The 16,534-nt window shown below is 37.9% G+C and carries 19 protein-coding genes; 4 read left to right on the plus strand and 15 right to left on the minus strand.

Going from position 1 to position 16,534, the window contains the following annotated elements:
• Position 1 precedes the first annotated feature (1 nt).
• From MLOOGBEN_RS21435 to acsA, 9 genes are all read right to left on the minus strand, one after another.
• The gene (locus MLOOGBEN_RS21435) at positions 2-562 is read right to left on the minus strand and encodes an RNA polymerase sigma factor (RefSeq protein WP_179160307.1); all 561 of its coding nucleotides are present in this window, start codon (positions 560-562) and stop codon (positions 2-4) included.
• Between the two features lie 96 nt (positions 563-658).
• Positions 659-1,132, minus strand: coding sequence for a hypothetical protein (locus MLOOGBEN_RS21440; protein WP_179160308.1), 474 nt, complete (start codon positions 1,130-1,132; stop codon positions 659-661).
• Positions 1,129-1,935, minus strand: a complete 807-nt coding sequence (locus tag MLOOGBEN_RS21445; protein WP_179160309.1) for a substrate-binding domain-containing protein — start codon at positions 1,933-1,935, stop codon at positions 1,129-1,131. Before MLOOGBEN_RS21445 ends, MLOOGBEN_RS21440 begins: the two co-directional genes overlap by 4 nt.
• A gap of 40 nt (positions 1,936-1,975) precedes the next feature.
• Entirely contained in the window at positions 1,976-2,296 is a 321-nt protein-coding gene (locus tag MLOOGBEN_RS21450) for a hypothetical protein (protein ID WP_179160310.1), read from the minus strand.
• A 73-nt stretch (positions 2,297-2,369) separates the two neighbouring features.
• The gene (locus MLOOGBEN_RS21455) at positions 2,370-3,170 is read right to left on the minus strand and encodes a nucleotidyltransferase domain-containing protein (protein WP_179160311.1); all 801 of its coding nucleotides are present in this window, start codon (positions 3,168-3,170) and stop codon (positions 2,370-2,372) included.
• Between the two features lie 220 nt (positions 3,171-3,390).
• Positions 3,391-3,774 carry a MazG nucleotide pyrophosphohydrolase domain-containing protein gene (locus MLOOGBEN_RS21460; protein ID WP_179160312.1) on the minus strand — a complete coding sequence of 128 codons (384 nt, stop codon included), beginning with the start codon at positions 3,772-3,774 and terminating at the stop codon, positions 3,391-3,393.
• A 277-nt stretch (positions 3,775-4,051) separates the two neighbouring features.
• Positions 4,052-4,321 carry a DUF6339 family protein gene (locus MLOOGBEN_RS21465; protein ID WP_306430759.1) on the minus strand — a complete coding sequence of 90 codons (270 nt, stop codon included), beginning with the start codon at positions 4,319-4,321 and terminating at the stop codon, positions 4,052-4,054.
• Positions 4,322-4,394: 73 nt separating this feature from the next.
• Entirely contained in the window at positions 4,395-5,663 is a 1,269-nt protein-coding gene (locus MLOOGBEN_RS21470; protein WP_179160314.1) for an L-lactate MFS transporter, read from the minus strand.
• Positions 5,664-5,757: 94 nt separating this feature from the next.
• Positions 5,758-7,473: an acetate--CoA ligase gene (acsA, locus tag MLOOGBEN_RS21475; RefSeq protein ID WP_179160315.1), complete on the minus strand. Its 1,716-nt coding sequence runs from the start codon at positions 7,471-7,473 to the stop codon at positions 5,758-5,760.
• A gap of 274 nt (positions 7,474-7,747) precedes the next feature.
• Here acsA and MLOOGBEN_RS21480 point away from each other — a divergent pair, with 274 nt between their 5' ends.
• On the plus strand, positions 7,748-8,410 hold the full coding sequence (locus MLOOGBEN_RS21480; RefSeq protein WP_179160316.1) for a LytTR family DNA-binding domain-containing protein: 663 nt from the start codon (positions 7,748-7,750) through the stop codon (positions 8,408-8,410).
• Between the two features lie 265 nt (positions 8,411-8,675).
• Here MLOOGBEN_RS21480 and MLOOGBEN_RS21485 read toward each other — a convergent pair whose 3' ends face one another.
• Positions 8,676-9,179, minus strand: coding sequence for an arsinothricin resistance N-acetyltransferase ArsN1 family A (locus MLOOGBEN_RS21485; RefSeq protein WP_179160317.1), 504 nt, complete (start codon positions 9,177-9,179; stop codon positions 8,676-8,678).
• Between the two features lie 119 nt (positions 9,180-9,298).
• On the opposite strand from MLOOGBEN_RS21485, the gene MLOOGBEN_RS21490 reads away from it, so the two are divergent.
• From MLOOGBEN_RS21490 to MLOOGBEN_RS21500, 3 genes are all read left to right on the plus strand, one after another.
• Positions 9,299-9,745 (plus strand): MarR family winged helix-turn-helix transcriptional regulator, encoded by a 447-nt coding sequence (locus MLOOGBEN_RS21490; RefSeq protein ID WP_179160318.1) that lies wholly within the window; start codon positions 9,299-9,301, stop codon positions 9,743-9,745.
• 345 nt (positions 9,746-10,090) lie between these two features.
• Positions 10,091-10,957, plus strand: coding sequence for a permease (locus MLOOGBEN_RS21495; protein ID WP_179160319.1), 867 nt, complete (start codon positions 10,091-10,093; stop codon positions 10,955-10,957).
• Positions 10,958-11,146: 189 nt separating this feature from the next.
• Positions 11,147-11,629, plus strand: a complete 483-nt coding sequence (locus MLOOGBEN_RS21500) for an ArsI/CadI family heavy metal resistance metalloenzyme (RefSeq protein WP_179160320.1) — start codon at positions 11,147-11,149, stop codon at positions 11,627-11,629.
• A gap of 429 nt (positions 11,630-12,058) precedes the next feature.
• On the opposite strand, the gene arsA is transcribed toward MLOOGBEN_RS21500, so the two are convergent.
• From arsA to MLOOGBEN_RS21525, 5 genes are all read right to left on the minus strand, one after another.
• Positions 12,059-13,828, minus strand: a complete 1,770-nt coding sequence (gene arsA / locus MLOOGBEN_RS21505; protein ID WP_179160321.1) for an arsenical pump-driving ATPase — start codon at positions 13,826-13,828, stop codon at positions 12,059-12,061.
• A gap of 15 nt (positions 13,829-13,843) precedes the next feature.
• Positions 13,844-14,209 carry an arsenite efflux transporter metallochaperone ArsD gene (arsD, locus tag MLOOGBEN_RS21510; RefSeq protein ID WP_179160322.1) on the minus strand — a complete coding sequence of 122 codons (366 nt, stop codon included), beginning with the start codon at positions 14,207-14,209 and terminating at the stop codon, positions 13,844-13,846.
• A gap of 96 nt (positions 14,210-14,305) precedes the next feature.
• The gene (gene arsC / locus MLOOGBEN_RS21515) at positions 14,306-14,725 is read right to left on the minus strand and encodes an arsenate reductase (thioredoxin) (RefSeq protein ID WP_179160323.1); all 420 of its coding nucleotides are present in this window, start codon (positions 14,723-14,725) and stop codon (positions 14,306-14,308) included.
• A 31-nt stretch (positions 14,726-14,756) separates the two neighbouring features.
• A complete protein-coding gene (locus MLOOGBEN_RS21520) occupies positions 14,757-16,052 on the minus strand; it encodes an arsenic transporter (protein ID WP_179160324.1) in 1,296 nt (431 codons plus the stop codon).
• A gap of 15 nt (positions 16,053-16,067) precedes the next feature.
• Positions 16,068-16,418, minus strand: coding sequence for an ArsR/SmtB family transcription factor (locus MLOOGBEN_RS21525; RefSeq protein WP_179160325.1), 351 nt, complete (start codon positions 16,416-16,418; stop codon positions 16,068-16,070).
• Positions 16,419-16,534 lie beyond the last annotated feature (116 nt).

The raw sequence follows: 16,534 nt of genomic DNA on the forward strand, positions 1-16,534 counted from the left end.
ATCACAATCCCTTCTCATTTTTTATATCCTCCAGTTCCAGATGCTTCCTCAATCCTTTAAGAGCCTGATGAAGCCTGCTTTTAATCGTGCCAAGCGGCTCTTGTTCCAGCTTGGCAATCTCTGAAAGAGAATACCCTTTCCAATAAAGCAAATCGATTAATTTTCTTTGCGTCGTCGGCAATTTGTTTTTCGCTTTCGCAATATCACTCTTATTTACTCGTTGCTCGATTGCATTGGCAGGGTCGGCGATCTCTTCATGTTCCTCTTGATGGTGCTGCGTCTGCCTCTTCTCTTTGCGGAGGTAGTCAATGCAAATATTGCGGGTAATCGTAAGGAGCCAATTTACAAAGCTGCCTTGAGAGGGATCGTAATGGCAATTTGTTGTCCATAGCCTCAAAAAGACCAACTGAATAATCTCTTTCGTCTTATCCTCATTCCCATTGCAAAACTTCATAACGAAGCTGTAAACAAGATTTATATATCGATCATAAAGCTCCTCTAATGCGTGACCGTGTTTTTCGTTTACCAATCTCATTAATTCCGCATCGTGTTTTTCTTTCATGTGGCACTCCCTGCTATTGGATAAAAATATATTGCCATTACACTATTTTTAAAGTTAGGATGGGAACGACCGCGACTGATCGTTCCCTGGGCAGGCTTATTCAAATTCTGTTTCGCTGTTTACGACAAACCATACATCTTTTACTCCTTGTCCGTTTACATCCCCTTCTTGCTGGTCTTTTGCAAAATAATAGAGAGGAAAGCCTTTATACGTGACCTGCTTCTCCCCGTTGTCTTCTCTTGTGATCGTATCGAAATCCTTTTTATCAAAACCTTCCGGGACGGAGAAATCCTCCTGGGTAAATGCCGGCCAGTTTGCCAGACAGTCTCCGCTGCAATTGCTTTTTCCTGGTTCGTCCTTTTTAAAATAATACAGAGCCCTTCCCTGTGAATCCACTAGGTACTCTCCAGCTTTCTCATTCTCCAAAAGCTGGAGGCTGTCAGCCAGTGCTTGTTCCGTTTGAGCTTGATCGAGTTGATCTTTCTCTGTTTTTTCCTCCGTGCTTTTTCCGCAGGCAGCCAAAGCAAAAATAATCGAAAGTATCGCGAGGGTAAGAATTCCTTTTTTCATGTATGTTCCTCCCATTTTTGAAAGATTTGGTGAGATTCTTCCGTTCTTAAATAATCAATAAATTGCTGTGCCTCTTTTTTCTGATCGGTGATTTTCGTCAGGACGATTGGCGTTCCACGATAGAGCTTTTCTTCATTGGGCAGCTCGACCAGGTCGGTCACATCCTGGAGCCGGTAATGCCACGATTCATAGGTAATCCATGCGTCCAGGCTGGAATTCGATTTCCATCGTTCAATGGCTTCGGCACTCGACTTCACAGAAAGGTTAATATTTTGGGAAATGCCTTCAATCAGCCCTTTTCTGCCTGCCAGGTCTTCCCACAAGCCAAGCTGGCCGGCCCCATTCACATCGATTATTTTTACTCCTTTTTTCGTCAAATCCTCCAGACTTACAATCTTCTTAGGATTTCCTTTCCTCACCAATATTCCTGCGGCACGCGGGTAAAGCTCCGTACGTGATGTAGTGTCGATCATTTCGGGGTGGTTAAAGATGAAGTCCTGCAGCATATACTCGGAGCCACCGAAAATAATATCTACATCTTGCTTTGCCTGGCCGATCCAATTGTCCTCTGGTCCGGCTGTTACTTCCACCTTAATTCCCGTTTCAGCTGAAAAATGTTCAGCCGCTTCCTTAATCGGTCCAAGTGGTCCGCCCGGTCCGTACACTCGGATGACATGATTACTTTGGCTAGAATTGGGTGTCGCCTGGAACGCTGGCTTACGGTCCATTTTTGCATAGGCTGAAAATCCGGCAGCCATAATGACAAAGAGTAGTAGAGCTGATAGGAACACGGTCTTCTTCATGATTCTTCCTCCATTTCATACATGATTTTTATCAGTACTATTAAAGGAAACGAAGGGAGGCTGTAAACGGTTTGATTGTAATTGCAAAATAGTTAGAAAGTTTCATAAATCTATTGAAAATCAGTCTGGTGAAGAATAAATAAAGGTGACCGGGGTAGACCGGGGGGACGGTTCTGATGGCTTTTTTTGACCGGGGTTGGCAACCCATGGGAACCGTCCCCGCGGGTTTTCCTTCAAACATTGTTTCGTTCATGGGAGCAATGAGCGCTGTTTTTGTTACATTATTTTCATCCATACCCTCTAGCATTTTATCTAGAGTCAACATGGTTTCATCCACATGAAAATGGCAATCAACAATCATTTGAAAACTCCCCTTCGAGAAACTATATTATTCTGTTATCAACTTTAAGGGCTGGAACTTCAGCTGGATAAGGTTATAAGTTATTCCTTTTTATCAAATCATCTAAATTGTCAACAAGATCATTTATGTCACTTAATAGTGTTATGGTATTGTTGCTTAGAATCGTGATTATGTTTTCTTCCATCTTGACTGGGAGATATTTGCATGTTTTTTGTGCGATCTTAATTAACTTCTTTTCTCCAGGGTGTGGCAACTCGTTAATCGCAAATAAGATATCGAAGTAACTTGCAAGTAACGCAGCAACCCTATGATTGACACTTATGTAGTCTTTTCTTTTTAGAGCTTTCTCGATTTGACAATAGTAGGATGTAACACTGTCTCGTAATAAAGGGTAATTTTTGTTAAGGATATTTTCTTTTAATTCTTTTGGAAAGGTTACGTTAATTTTATCCTGTAGTTTCTTTAATTGACCATTTTGATCATATAGTATTTTGGAATTTAAATAATTACTCCAAAAGCATGTAGTGTAACCGACCTGAGCCTGGAAATTCACTACCGTTTTCATAAGTTCGTTTTCAATCCAAGCATAATTTCTATATATGATTTCTATACCAATATTGGGTTCATTTAGCGTTCCATCATCTTCTGTTTCCCAATACTGGTTATTAATCTCCATATAATCCGAAAAAGGTTCTAACAATTTTTTTCGAGTGCTGGTAGGGATTTCTTGAACACTATAAATATACAAATCTATATCAGAATGTTCATCTTGGGTATTTGTTGAAAGAGAGCCAGAGAGTACAACACCTTCCACTTCTTCTAACTGTGAAAATACAGACGAAATCTTCATAATCATGTCATTAATAGTGTTCATTTTGGATTTCTTCCCATCTATTTTTTATTTTTCGTATTGCCCCAAATTATAGGATATTTATGGGATATAAGCCATTTTTATATTGGTGAATTGCTACCTTTAAAACAAAAATAAAAAAAAGACCTAAAAGGACATGATCAAAAAAGTTTTTTGTAAAAAAATAACCAAGATTTACTTTGAATAATTTTTTTAAAGTAAATATTGGTACTTATGAATGATTTCATTTTGATGGTTTTACTAAATCCTTATTCTTCCGATTTTTAACTTCTTCCATTTTGGCATAAAAGCTTTCTTCTACATCGATTCCAAAATAATTATAAAATTTCAGCATGTAAGCGAGACAATCTGCCAATTCCTTGCCTAAATTTTCTTTAATCTGATTCTTTGCTAACTCAAATGCCTGATCTTCTTCCATGCCATTTTGAACATTTTTAGTAGTAAGATTAAAGGCCTTTCGCAGCTCCTCCGCTACTTCGGCAACCTCCGTCGTTAGCAGCATGTAATTATTTAACAGAGAATCTCTGCTCTGGGCATAGCTCTCCTCAGAAATTTCCCATCCCATTTCTTTTTGATACTGTTTTGCAAAAGTTTGTATCTCTTTCATGTTAATCCCTTCCGTCCTTTGACCGCTTAATTTGTTAATCAAACGTTTGATTAGTTTTGAAGACCTATTGTACCAAGGCCTCGAACCCCTTAATCAAACGTTTGATTAGTTTACCACCCGATTTAATTAAACGTTTGATTAGTTTTTTTCATACATCATTTCAGCATTAAAACACTTTTTCTAAAATTAGTAATAATAGAAATTTTATCATTTTAACTTCTTAAACTCCACTGGTAGCGAAATGGAAGAACCAAATGATCTTGTTTAATCATATTTATTAAAATTGCTCTACCTCTACATACTGCCATGCCTTATCATATGCTTCTTTTTCTTGAAGGGCGTCCCAAATCGTAACCCCTCCCACGAGGTTAATATGTTTGACTAAGTCTCGTATAAATTGTCTTTTCTTGTTTATTTTAATTATATTTTCATTTCCTTCAAGTTCTTCAATATTTGAGAGCACTTCTAGTATTGCTTCTAGAGCGACCTTATAATAGTCTGAGACAATCAGTCGGGCTAATAATAGAGAAAGAACTAAAGCCTTCAGGCTCTAGTTCTTTAGCTGAATTTCTGAATGATAATGTCTACTTTTGGGATTGCAACGCACAGCTACCGCGATGTTAAGCAATTCCTTGTTGTTGTTGTTTTTGTTTGGCTGCTATTTCTTGTTTTTTGATGTCTAATCGAAGTAAGACCGAGACAAGGAATGCGACGATAATTAATGCTGTAAATACATAGAAAACTGGGATGTAGCTTTCTGTTTTTTCTCTAATTTGTGTTACTAATAGTGGACCTAAAATGCCGCCTAACGACCATGTTGTTAATAAATAGCCGTGAATGGCACCGAGTTGCTTGGTTCCAAATAAATCTCCGATGAATGCAGGGAGGTTTGAGAAGCCGCCGCCATAACAGCTCACAACAATTAAAATTAGTGCTTGGAACAATAACACATTTGTTATATTCGGAAGTATTACAAAGGCGATTAATTGCAGGATAAAGAACGTCATGAATACAGTATTTCGACCGATATAATCGGAAATGGCTGCCCAGCCAAGTCTTCCGCCGCCGTTAAAAATCCCCATGATCCCTACCATCGCAGCTGCTCCAGCTGCTGATAATCCAACGACTTCTTGAGCCATAGGAGAAGCGACAGAAATCATCATAATACCAGCGGTGGTATTAATGAGCATCATTGTCCATAGCATCCAAAAACGCTTTGTTTTCACAGCTTGTTTTGCAGTTAATTGAGACAAATCTTTTTTTACGACTTTTTTACCAGCTGCAATATCTTTTTTCAACCCATGTGGCATCCAGCCTTCAGGTGGGGGTGCGATATAGGAAGCGCCTAGTACCATAAGAATAAAATAACTGATCCCTAAAATATAAAAATTCATTTGAATGCCGATTGATTCCATGAGGCTAGCTGCCACCGGAGCTGTAATCAGTGCTCCCGTACCAAAGCCCAAGACGGCCATACCAGTGGCTAACCCTCTACGGTCAGGGAACCATTTAACAAGTGTCGACACTGGTGAAATGTAGCCAAGACCCATTCCTAACCCACTTGCTAATCCATAGGTAAGAAGGAAAAGAGTGAGGGAATCAATCGCAACGGCAACACCGGCACCAGCTTGGCCAGCTCCAAAAAGGATCGCTGCAAGGATCGCTGATTTTCTTGGACCATTTCGTTCAACAAAATTGCCAAAGAAAGCTGCTGCAATCCCTGCAAGTGCCATCATAATCGTAAAGGATAACGTAATTCCTGCCTTTGACCAGCCCATTGCATCATGAATCGGATTTGTATAGACACTGTATGCGTATGCAGCACCAATGGAAAGGTGGATTGCAATGGCAGATAAAGCGATCAACCACCTATTTTTACTAGTTTTCATATGTTTCCTCCTTCAATTATTGATAGTTTTAAAACATCTCGGCTCATGAATAGAAAGGGAGACCTTTCTATTCATGAGCCGTCGCAGATTCCTACTAGTCTTCTATTGTAGATAAATCACCTGTTGGAAGGTTCAGCTCCCAAGCCTTTAACACTCTTCTCATGATTTTACCGCTTCTCGTTTTTGGCAATTTATCTTTAAATTCAATTTCTCTTGGAGCAGCATGTGCCGCCAATCCTTTTTTTACAAAGTTACGGATTTCTTCTTGAAGTTCAGCGCTTTGCTCATATCCGTCTCGTAACGCAATAAATGCTTTAATAATTTCCCCGCGTACAGGATCTGGTATGCCAATGACCCCAGCCTCAGCTATAGCTGGGTGTTCAACAAGCTTGCTCTCGATTTCAAAAGGGCCGACACGTTCACCTGATGTCATGATGACATCGTCGATACGTCCTTGGAACCAGAAATATCCTTCTTCATCCATGTAAGCCGAGTCTCCCGAAACATACCAATCTCCTCGAAGAAAATAAGATTCATACTTTTCCTTGTTATTCCAGATTGCTCTCATCATTGATGGCCAGCCTTTTTTGATTGCTAGATTGCCCATTGTGTTTGGAGGCAGGACGTCCCCTTCGTCATCGACAATCGCAGCTTCGACCCCTGGAATTGGTTTTCCCATGGAACCTGGTTTCATTTCCATGGAAGGATAGTTACAGATGAGTTGGGCTCCTGTTTCTGTCATCCACCATGTATCATGGATTCTCAAGTTCATGACTTTCATTCCCCAACGGATTACTTCAGGATTAAGCGGCTCACCTACACTTACGACATGTCGCAATGAAGAAAGATTATAGTTTTTAATAGGATCATCTCCAGCTCCCATTAACATCCGGAAAGCTGTTGGAGCACTATACCATACGGTTACGTTATAATTTTCGAGAGTCTGATACCAATCCGAAGCGCTAAATCGTCCACCGCGGATGACGTTTGACACACCCGCAAGCCAAGGTGCAAAAACTCCATATGTGGTTCCTGTTACCCAGCCCGGGTCTGCGGTACACCAGTAGACATCATCGTCTTTTAGATCGAGGACCCATTTAGCAGTTTGGTATTGTTGGATCATTGCGTTGTGTACGTGTAAGACGCCTTTAGGCTTTCCTGTTGAACCGGACGTATAATGAAGGATCATTCCATCCTCACGATCCACCCATTCAACATCGAGCGTATGGCTTGCTTGTTCAAAGTTTTTAGTAAAGTCAATGTACGTTTCATCTTCTTTTACCTCATCTCCAACGATAACAACTTTCTCCAGATTAGGAAGTTCGTTAACTGGGACACGTTTGAGCAATTCAGAGGTTGTGACAAGGACTTTTGCTCCGCTGTCTTCAAGGCGATCCTTTACAGCCCCTTCCATAAAAGCTTCAAATAATGGCCCAACTATGGCACCAAGCTTTATGGTTCCTAGTAAAACGAAATAGAGTTCGGGAGAGCGAGGCATAAAGATGAACACTCGATCACCCTTGTTTACGCCAATATTTTTTAAAACATTTCCAGCTTTATTTGAGTAATCTCTCATATCTTTATAGGTATATTGTTCTTTTCTGTATTGGTCTGAATAATAGAGAGCCACTTTGTTGGCTTTTTCTGTCATGGCGTGGCGGTCGATTGCTTCATGCGCGATGTTAACAAGGCCGGTTGTGTGCCAAGAAAAATTCTGTTCTACTTGAGACCATTGGAATGAGTTGTACACTTCAACATAATTTTTTAAGTTGTAAGTATCCTTTTTTGCAGAAAGAGTTTGTGCTGTCATAGTGAATATCTCCTTTTAATTTTTATTGTTTTTTTGTTCATTGGAGCGCTTTCATTTTCGTTGTATAATAAAAAAGAGATTAGGAAAGTATTGGTAAGGTTTTCATGATTCCCTTTCCTAATATTTTGATAATTCCATCTATTCTAAAAAATATATAGTAGATTGATTGCTTTGTCACAAAAAAGTGACAAAGAATAATATTGCATGACAGAATACAAATAAATGCGATAAAACCAAAAAATGGATAATAATTTTAAAAATGGGGGGAGAAATCATGGATAGAAATGTTGTTCATCAATTTTCGAAATTCATTGAAGATTGGGTTCCAGCAGAGGCTTCTATTGCCATTGCAGGTGGAGATAGGTATGTATCATACATCCCTGGGAGTCATGATATTCATATTACACAAGGTCAGCCGATTCCTTTGGGGAGTATTACGGAGCGTGTCTATTTACAGAAACGTAGAGTTGAATCGATGGTTGATGAATCCGTTTTCGGTATTCCTTATTATGGAGTTGGCTACCCGCTTGAGGATGCAGAAACAGGTCTTAGCGGGGCTTTAACCGTTATTCTGCCGCCTGAATATTCGTTTAAAAAGCACAAAACGCTTTCTTTTATCATCGGTAGAAAAGATGACCTGTGGATTCCGATCCCAATTGAACAGGTGATGTTTATAGAAAGTAAAGACAAGAAAACATTCATTTATACAGAGGATGGCTGTTATCATTCAAAATTTCCACTTAAAACACTTGAACAACGAATACCAGACACGTTTATTCGAATTCATCGCTCTTATATTGTAAATATTTCTTCGATTAAACACATCTCGCGTGACCTGATATCCAATTTAGAGGTCACATTAAAAGGATCAGAGGGTACCGTTCTTCCGGTAAGCCAGAGCTACGTCCAGCGAGTTCGGAAAAACTTAGGATTTTGAGGTGCGGTGTCTAGTGCAGTATATAGATAAAAAGCACCATAAATAGAGTAGGCGCATGAAAAATTTCATACGCCTCTCGCAGGTGCGTACGTGCGTAATTCCTGGGTGGTGCCAAATTTTTTTAAGCTATAAAACGAATAAATGATAGTAAATGCTGCTACGGTGTTACTTCTACTTATCTTTTTTCATCAGTTCCACGAGCTCAGTGTAACCAAAACCCTCGGCATATGTAAGAGCAGACATCGTTCTTACACGGTAGTTTAATTTAAGGAATAAGGATCTTTTCCATAATCATTACATCAACAAAGCGACCATCTAATTTCCCTTGGTTTTTAAATACTCCGACTTCTCTAAAACCATTTTTTTTGTAAAGCCCCTGACCCAAGTTATTGAAAGGAAAAGTAAAAAGAACAATTTTATTAAAGTCATTCTTAATCGCTGTACATTCAATTTCTTTTAATAATGATGAACCGACACCCTTTCCTCGGTAATCCCTCCTTATGTAAATGGATAAATCAGCTACACCGGCATAGGCGCTCCTATTCGAATAGGCATTTAAAGAAGCCCAACCAACAATTTCATCATTATCCTCGATTACTAAAACCGCAAAACGTTCGTTATGGTTGTTAAACCATTCTGTCATGTACTCAATATCTTTTTGGTTTTCCTCCAACGTTGCAATCCTGTCTTCAATTCCTTGGTTGTAAATATTTAATATCGCTCCCAGATCATTTAGTGAAGCCAACCTTGTTTTAAATCCTGCTTCCATATTCTTTCCCCCTACCTTCATCTGTTTAAAATGATTATATAAGAAAATTTTCCAATTTGAAAGAAAATAAGTTGCAATTTGCAAGTATTTTGTATATAAATAAATCAGAGGTGAAAATAATGGAAAACGTAAGAGAGTTATTCCAAGTGATGACCAGGCGTTTTGGTCTTTTAAATAAAAATTGCTGTCAAATAGGTGAAACCGAGATATCCCTTGTACAGAGTCACATCCTTTATGAAATTCTCAGGAATGATAAACCTTCGATGCAACAGGTCGCTGATACTCTAGGAATGGATATAACCACTTTTAGCCGCCAAATCCAAACACTAATAAAGATGGAGCTGGTTAAAAAATCTCCTCTACCTGAGGATCGGCGTGTCTCACAACTTACTCTAACTACACAAGGAAATTATACTGCTGCGAAGATTGATGCAGAAATGAACCAATATCTTAAAGAAGTATTTTCAAATATGAGTGAATTTGAACGAGAAATGGTAATCAAATCAGTCAAATTACTAAACGAAGCAATGTCAAAATCAACTGTTTGCTGTAAACCATTATTTTGAGCAAGAATCTCTTGCTCTTTTATAAAAAACAAATACTTGCAATTTACAACTAAAGGGAGCTGGTTATATGTTTTTCAATGAAATGCAATTAAAAGTTTATTATGAAATGAAAAAGGAAGAAATGAAGAAGGCAATTTCGGCAAGCAAATTTTCTAAATCTAGCGAAAAGGAGAGTTTATTCAAAAGGGTCTTCCATGCGTTTAGAAATTTCAACTCACAAAAAAGGTACCTTAATGCAAAACCAAGTTGCTGTGATATGCAAATCCAACCAGTATGCTGTGAACATTGAAATGGGAAAGTCGGAACTATGTATAGAATTTTTGTTAATCAATAAGGGGGTTGCTTATGTGGTCAGAAGTGTTTCATAGTTTTTTGTCAATTGCATTTGAACTAACACTATTGTTCGTTGGAATCTCTTTTCTAATCAACCTAATACAGGGTTTCATTCCTTATAAAAAGATGGAGCACATGATGGAAAAAAGCCATCCATTAGTAAGCGCACTAGTTGCTTTAGGATTTGCATTTATCACACCATTTTGTTCATGCTCAACCATTCCGGTTGTAGTTAATTTACTCAATAAAAAGGTCAGATTTGGGATTGTAATGATTTTCTTATTCTCTTCTCCTGTTCTTGATCCAACCATCATCACACTAATGACAGCCGTACTCGGAGTAAAAGTCGCCATTGCTTACACAGTCATAACTTCCCTCCTTTCCGTAATGATTGGTTTTACTTTAGAAAAGTTTGGTTTTGTAGAACAGATAAAAAATGTTGTAGTAAAGGGATATCAAGAACCAAATAAGAAATTTCAATTTAAGGCTGCATTCTTTGAAACACTGCAGCTAATGAAAAGTGTCTATCCTTATCTGCTAATCGGCGCTTTCATAGGCGCATTCATTCATGGAGCAGTTCCAACTAGCTGGATATCTTCTCTTATGGGGGGTGATAAGTGGTGGCTTGTTCCTATTGCTGCTATCATTGGAATTCCACTTTATATTAGACTTTCAACCATGATTCCAATCTCGCAAATTATGATTGCCAAAGGGATGGCTTTGGGTCCAGTAATGGCACTGATGATTAGCTCAGCAGGCGCAAGTTTACCTGAATTAACGTTATTAAATAGCATTTTTAAAAAGAAACTTGTATTTGCTTTCGTAGGTTCAGTCTTTACGATGTCAACAATATCTGGATTTTTATTCTACATTATTTAAGGAGGATATAATAATGAGTATTTTAAAAAATCTGTTTGGAAAAAAAGAAAGTTCTTGCTGCAATGTTAAAATTGAGGAAGTTAAAGAAGAGGTTAAAACACAGGAAGAACAAGAAAATAATTGCTGTAAATAATTTATTACACTCTCAATCGAAGTAAATAACCAAAATAAATTTAGGAGGAAACCATAATGAAATACGCACATGTTGGTCTTAATGTTACAAAACTTGAACAATCCATCGAGTTTTACAGCAAACTATTCGGGGCTGAACCAGTTAAAGTAAAGTCCGATTATGCGAAGTTCCTTCTTGAAACACCAGGACTAAACTTTACACTTAATCTGCGTGATGAAGTAAGTGGAAATCAGGTTGGACACTTCGGCATTCAAGTTGAAAGCACGGAAGAAGTTATGGCGCATAAGAACAGACTTGCAGAAAACGGTATTCCTACACATTTCGAAGAAATTAACACAACATGTTGTTATGCCCTCCAAGATAAATTCTGGGTTAATGATCCTGATGGAAATGAGTGGGAGTTTTTCTACACAAAAGCAGATGTGGATGTTGTCAATGAAAACGATTCTGCTTGTTGCACTCCTGACCCGGAGGCTGAAAAAGTGGAGTGCTGCTCCACGCCAACACAAACCAAAAACCCTAACAGCTGTTGTTCTTAAACTAATACCTCAAATAGATTGAAAGGGTCTCAAATTATGAGACCCTTTTCTACATGAATTTTGGTTTTAACAACAGTTACTTTCATTTCCTACTAACACGAGCCCATTAGCCTCTTTGCTGAAATCAAGAGTAAGGTTTTCAATATGTGACTCGATGCTAGGATCGATTGCCACTTTTATTTCATTTATAGTTACTACTTTATCATTATCTTCTGAACCATCCAGGCTCAGCCCAACTCTTGGCTGCCCTCAGGATATTCCCGAAAAATAGACACGGATGTTTTTCGCATCGTTTTCTTGAAGTAATTGCTTTATAACATCACGAGCTTGATCTGTTATATTCATTATCCATCACCTTTCAAAAATATTACTTCATTATCTTACTTGTTTTTTCTCAATAAGGAAATAAAAAAAATCTTACTCCATAAATCAATTAATAAACTTATTTAACTGTTCAATTCTTGTTTTTTCTTCACTCATTAAAGGAAGAATTGCACATTTATCGGTTAATTCTTTGGTCACCTTTTGAATCCACGCTATTTCAGCTTGTGCTCTACCTTTTAATACAGGATCATTCGTTTTAGTAGCATATAAACTTTGATTAATTACCCACCATTTTGGGACAATATCTGCACGTTTCAAATCCTCTTGTAAACGGCTTGCTTCTAAAACTGGTGTTGCTTCAGCCAATGTCACAATAACCACACTAGTTTCTTTCGGATTTCTTAATCGAGGAAGCAACATTTTCACACTCTCTGGTATCTCTCCAGTTGATCGAGCTAATTCCTTATGATATGACTGAGCAGCATCTAAAAGGAGCAATGTGTGTCCGGTTGGTGCAGTATCAATCACTACAATTTCATCTTCAGATTTTGCAACCACTTCTGCAAAGGCACGAAAAACGGCAATCTCTTCTGTACAAGGTGAGTTTAAATCTTCTTGAATATAAGCAATTGCTTCCTCATCAAGTTCGTTACTTACTTTCGTTAAAACTTCTGATTTGTAAGCCTCGACTTCTTCTTTTGGATTAATACGGCTGATGGATAATTTGTCATTTAGTTGAGTATCTTGAAAAACAAACTCCAGATGCGCTGCTGGGTCTGTAGTAGTTAAATGTACCTTATGACCTTTCTCAACCAATCCAATGGCAATAGCAGAAGCCATCGTTGTCTTTCCGACTCCACCTTTGCCCATCGTAAAAATCACTCTAGTATCGTTTACTGAAAAGTCTTCAATCACTTTATTTAATCCAGGCAGAGTAATCGTTTGACTTTCAACCTCTAATGGTATGGCAGGCATTGTATATTGTTTAAATAAATAACGCAGGTTCTTAACACCTGTTAAAGAATACGAAACAAACGGTAATGAATAGATGACAACTTGTTTTAAATCATCTGGAATTTGTTTAATCGCCTTCCGTTGTTGTTGATAAAACGAAGATGAAATTCTATCTTCTGGTAAAAAGGATTGCATTAATCCATTCATAATCAAAGCTTGGTTGGCAATACCGATTTCTTTCAATTCTTTTGATGCACGACTTGCTTCTAACAAAGATGATTCATCAGGTCTTGCCACAAGAATTAATGTAGTTTTAGATGGATCAGCAAGTGCATCCATTGTTAATGAATAAATCTGCCTTTTTTCAGATAACCCAGAAAGAGGACCGAGACAAGAAGCACCATGTGTGCTTTCCTCTAAAAATCCACTCCATGCAGTCGGCAGCTGCAGTAGTCGAAGTGTATGTCCTGTTGGAGCCGTATCAAAGATAATATGTTCATATGCGTCAACAATTGAAGAATCTGCTAGTAAATTTGTAAATTCATCAAATGCAGCAATTTCTACGGTACACGCCCCAGACAATTGCTCTTCCATTGTTGCAACAACTGCATCTGGGAGCTTGCCACGATATGGACCAATAATTCTGTCACGATAAGCTCTTGCTGCTTCTTCAGGGTCAAGATTACAAGCATAAAGATTGGGTATATTCTGAATTGCCATTGGAGTATTTGTTAGCCCAACTTCTAATACATCCTGTAAATTTGAAGCAGGATCAGTACTAACAAGTAACACTTTTTTTCCTTCATCTGCTAAATTTACTGCTGTAGCACATGCAGTTGAAGTTTTCCCTACCCCGCCTTTTCCAGTAAAGAATAAGAATTTTGTTTTACTTATATATTTGGTATCGAAAGATTGAAACATGATTTTCACTTCTTTCTATTTCAATGGATTAAGTTCAATTTTTAAACCAGCCTTAGGTTTGACAATCAATTCCTCAGCATGGATACCAAACCATTCGGCAAGTTCTTCGTTAGTCGGATAGGTACCTATCTTAGCAATATTGCCCTCGACTAAGGTCACCGGAAGTGAGTCCGGACCTTTTTCATGAAGAATTTTGTTAACTTCTTTATTCTCAACAAATATTCCAGGTTCCGTTCCAAGGTTATAACGTTTAATGTCATACCCCTTTTTCTCTAATAAAAAGATTGCAGTTGCCACTCTTGTTAATTCAGGATCAACACTCGGACCGCAAACACCTGTGGGACAACACAAGGCTGGATCAAAGATTTCTACTTTACTCATAAAAACACTCTCCTAATGGAAATGATATAAGCAATTGGTTATATAAATAATAAAATTAGAGCCAAGAGTCTAAAACTCTTGGCTATTAATTTCTCTTTACTCACCAGTTTCAGCAAAACGTTTAATGCGACCACTGATTTCATCACGGACACGTTGGAAGAATGCCCATTTTTCTTCGTCTGTTCCTTGAGCCTTTGCCGGGTCATCAAACCCCCAATGAACTCGCTTTACCTTTGGCGGTGTGATCGGACACTTATCAGCAGCGTCTCCACAAAGAGTGACAACTAAATCAGCATTGTTCAAATACTCAGGGTCGATAATATCTGAAGTATGAGTTGAAATATCAACTCCAGCTTCTTTCATCGCTTTTACTGCATTCGGGTTTAATCCATGAGCTTCGATACCAGCACTGCGTACTTCCCACTCATCACCTAAATGTTTTTTTGCCCATCCTTCTGCCATTTGGCTGCGGCAAGAGTTTCCTGTACATAAAAAATAGAGTTTTTTCTTTGTCATGATGAATGCTCCTTTTTGTTTTAAATTTTGCTTAAATGATTAACAACCATATATAGAGACCAACCAACGTAATGAATAAAGTTGGTATGGTTAAAACAATACCCGTTTTAAAATAGGTTCCCCAAGAAATCTTAACTCCTTTTTGCGATAAAACATGTAACCATAACAAAGTGGCAAGAGATCCGATAGGGGTTATTTTTGGACCTAAATCAGAGCCAATCACATTTGCGTATATAAGTGCTTCTCTTATTACACCTGTTGTATTGGTATCAGCAATGGCCAAAGCATCAATCATCACAGTTGGCATGTTATTCATAATGGAAGATAGAATAGCAGCAATAAAACCCATTCCAATGGTTGCTACAAATAATCCTTGATCGGCTGTCACTTGGATTAGGTCAGCTAAGACATTGGTTAATCCCACATTTCTTAAGCCATACACCACCACATACATTCCGATTGAGAAAAATACAATCGCCCATGGTGCTCCTTTAATGACCTTTTTTGTTTCAACTGCGCGGCTTCTTCTTCCCATAAATAAGAAGAATATAGCCACTATACCTGCAATGATGGATACGGGAATATTTAAAAATTCACTTATAAAGTATCCTGCTAATAATATGGAGAGGACAAACCATGAAAGTCGAAACATTTTTTGATCCCGAATGGCTTCGGCAGGTTTCTTTAGATTATTTAGATCATATTTTTTAGGTATGTTCCTTCTAAAGTAAAGATATAAGACTAAAATACTTGCCACTAAAGCAAATAAATTTGGAACAAACATCCTTGATGCAAACTCTGCAAATCCGATTCCGAAAAAGTCAGCAGAAACGATATTTACAAGATTACTCACAACTAGTGGTAATGAAGTTGTATCTGCAATAAAACCACTTGCAATAATGAACGGAAAAACCATTTTTTCTTCGAACTTTAAATTTCGTACCATCGCTAAGACGATTGGTGTAAGGATAAGTGCAGCTCCATCATTTGCGAAGAATGCTGCCACGAGAGCACCAAGTATGCTTACATAAACAAACATTTTAATTCCATTGCCTTTCGCAGCTCTTGCCATGTGAAGTGCTGACCATTCAAAGAACCCAATTTCATCCAATATCAAGGAAATAATGATGATAGCAATAAATGAAAAGGTCGCATTCCATACAATTTTGGTTACTTCGAGAACGTCTTGAAAGTCAACCACTCCAACAATTAAAGCAAGAATGGCTCCTCCACATGCGGACCAGCCAATGGATAAGTTTCTAGGTTGCCATATAACAAGAATAAGCGTAATTAAAAAAATGAATGATGCGAGTATCGTAGATACCAATATTTAAACCTCCAATTATTCACATGAAATTCGTAATCCTTGCTCTTCCAATTCCTTTAATCTAAAATCTTGGTTTGGAAGGTGTTGCAATAAATCTTGAACCAATGAAAAGTATTCACTATCTTTATTTAAAGAGTAGATGATCCATTGTCCTCTCCTTGTTTCCCTAACCAGCCCAGCATCTTTTAACTTACGAACATGTTGACTGACGGCTGGCTGACTAGTTTTAAATATTTCTACAAATTCACAAACACAAGCATCATGATTATCCAGAATTTTAATCATGGTTAAACGCGTTTTATCCCCTAACAATTTAAAGATGTTAGAAATCCGCTCTATTTCTACAGTTGATTTTGTTTCCGACATACATCCCCCTCCTCAGCGTCTCATATAAGTAAATAATAATATCCTTATAATAATGGTAAGTAAAATAAACTATAAGATATTTTTCGTTAAACCCTTAATTATTATGCAAGCTGAAC

The sequence above is a fragment of the Bacillus sp. EB106-08-02-XG196 genome (genome assembly GCF_013396335.1).
In the GTDB taxonomy this organism is placed as follows: Bacteria; Bacillota; Bacilli; order Bacillales; family Cytobacillaceae; genus Neobacillus.

Coding starts and splice junctions, on each gene's coding strand:
- MLOOGBEN_RS21435 (WP_179160307.1), bottom strand. CDS start 562: ATGAAAGAAAAACACGATGCGGAATTAATGAGATTGGTAAACGAAAAA.
- MLOOGBEN_RS21440 (WP_179160308.1), bottom strand. CDS start 1,132: ATGAAAAAAGGAATTCTTACCCTCGCGATACTTTCGATTATTTTTGCT.
- MLOOGBEN_RS21445 (WP_179160309.1), bottom strand. CDS start 1,935: ATGAAGAAGACCGTGTTCCTATCAGCTCTACTACTCTTTGTCATTATG.
- MLOOGBEN_RS21450 (WP_179160310.1), bottom strand. CDS start 2,296: ATGATTGTTGATTGCCATTTTCATGTGGATGAAACCATGTTGACTCTA.
- MLOOGBEN_RS21455 (WP_179160311.1), bottom strand. CDS start 3,170: ATGAACACTATTAATGACATGATTATGAAGATTTCGTCTGTATTTTCA.
- MLOOGBEN_RS21460 (WP_179160312.1), bottom strand. CDS start 3,774: ATGAAAGAGATACAAACTTTTGCAAAACAGTATCAAAAAGAAATGGGA.
- MLOOGBEN_RS21470 (WP_179160314.1), bottom strand. CDS start 5,663: ATGAAAACTAGTAAAAATAGGTGGTTGATCGCTTTATCTGCCATTGCA.
- acsA (WP_179160315.1), bottom strand. CDS start 7,473: ATGACAGCACAAACTCTTTCTGCAAAAAAGGATACTTACAACTTAAAA.
- MLOOGBEN_RS21480 (WP_179160316.1), top strand. CDS start 7,748: ATGGATAGAAATGTTGTTCATCAATTTTCGAAATTCATTGAAGATTGG.
- MLOOGBEN_RS21485 (WP_179160317.1), bottom strand. CDS start 9,179: ATGGAAGCAGGATTTAAAACAAGGTTGGCTTCACTAAATGATCTGGGA.
- MLOOGBEN_RS21490 (WP_179160318.1), top strand. CDS start 9,299: ATGGAAAACGTAAGAGAGTTATTCCAAGTGATGACCAGGCGTTTTGGT.
- MLOOGBEN_RS21495 (WP_179160319.1), top strand. CDS start 10,091: ATGTGGTCAGAAGTGTTTCATAGTTTTTTGTCAATTGCATTTGAACTA.
- MLOOGBEN_RS21500 (WP_179160320.1), top strand. CDS start 11,147: ATGAAATACGCACATGTTGGTCTTAATGTTACAAAACTTGAACAATCC.
- arsA (WP_179160321.1), bottom strand. CDS start 13,828: ATGTTTCAATCTTTCGATACCAAATATATAAGTAAAACAAAATTCTTA.
- arsD (WP_179160322.1), bottom strand. CDS start 14,209: ATGAGTAAAGTAGAAATCTTTGATCCAGCCTTGTGTTGTCCCACAGGT.
- arsC (WP_179160323.1), bottom strand. CDS start 14,725: ATGACAAAGAAAAAACTCTATTTTTTATGTACAGGAAACTCTTGCCGC.
- MLOOGBEN_RS21525 (WP_179160325.1), bottom strand. CDS start 16,418: ATGTCGGAAACAAAATCAACTGTAGAAATAGAGCGGATTTCTAACATC.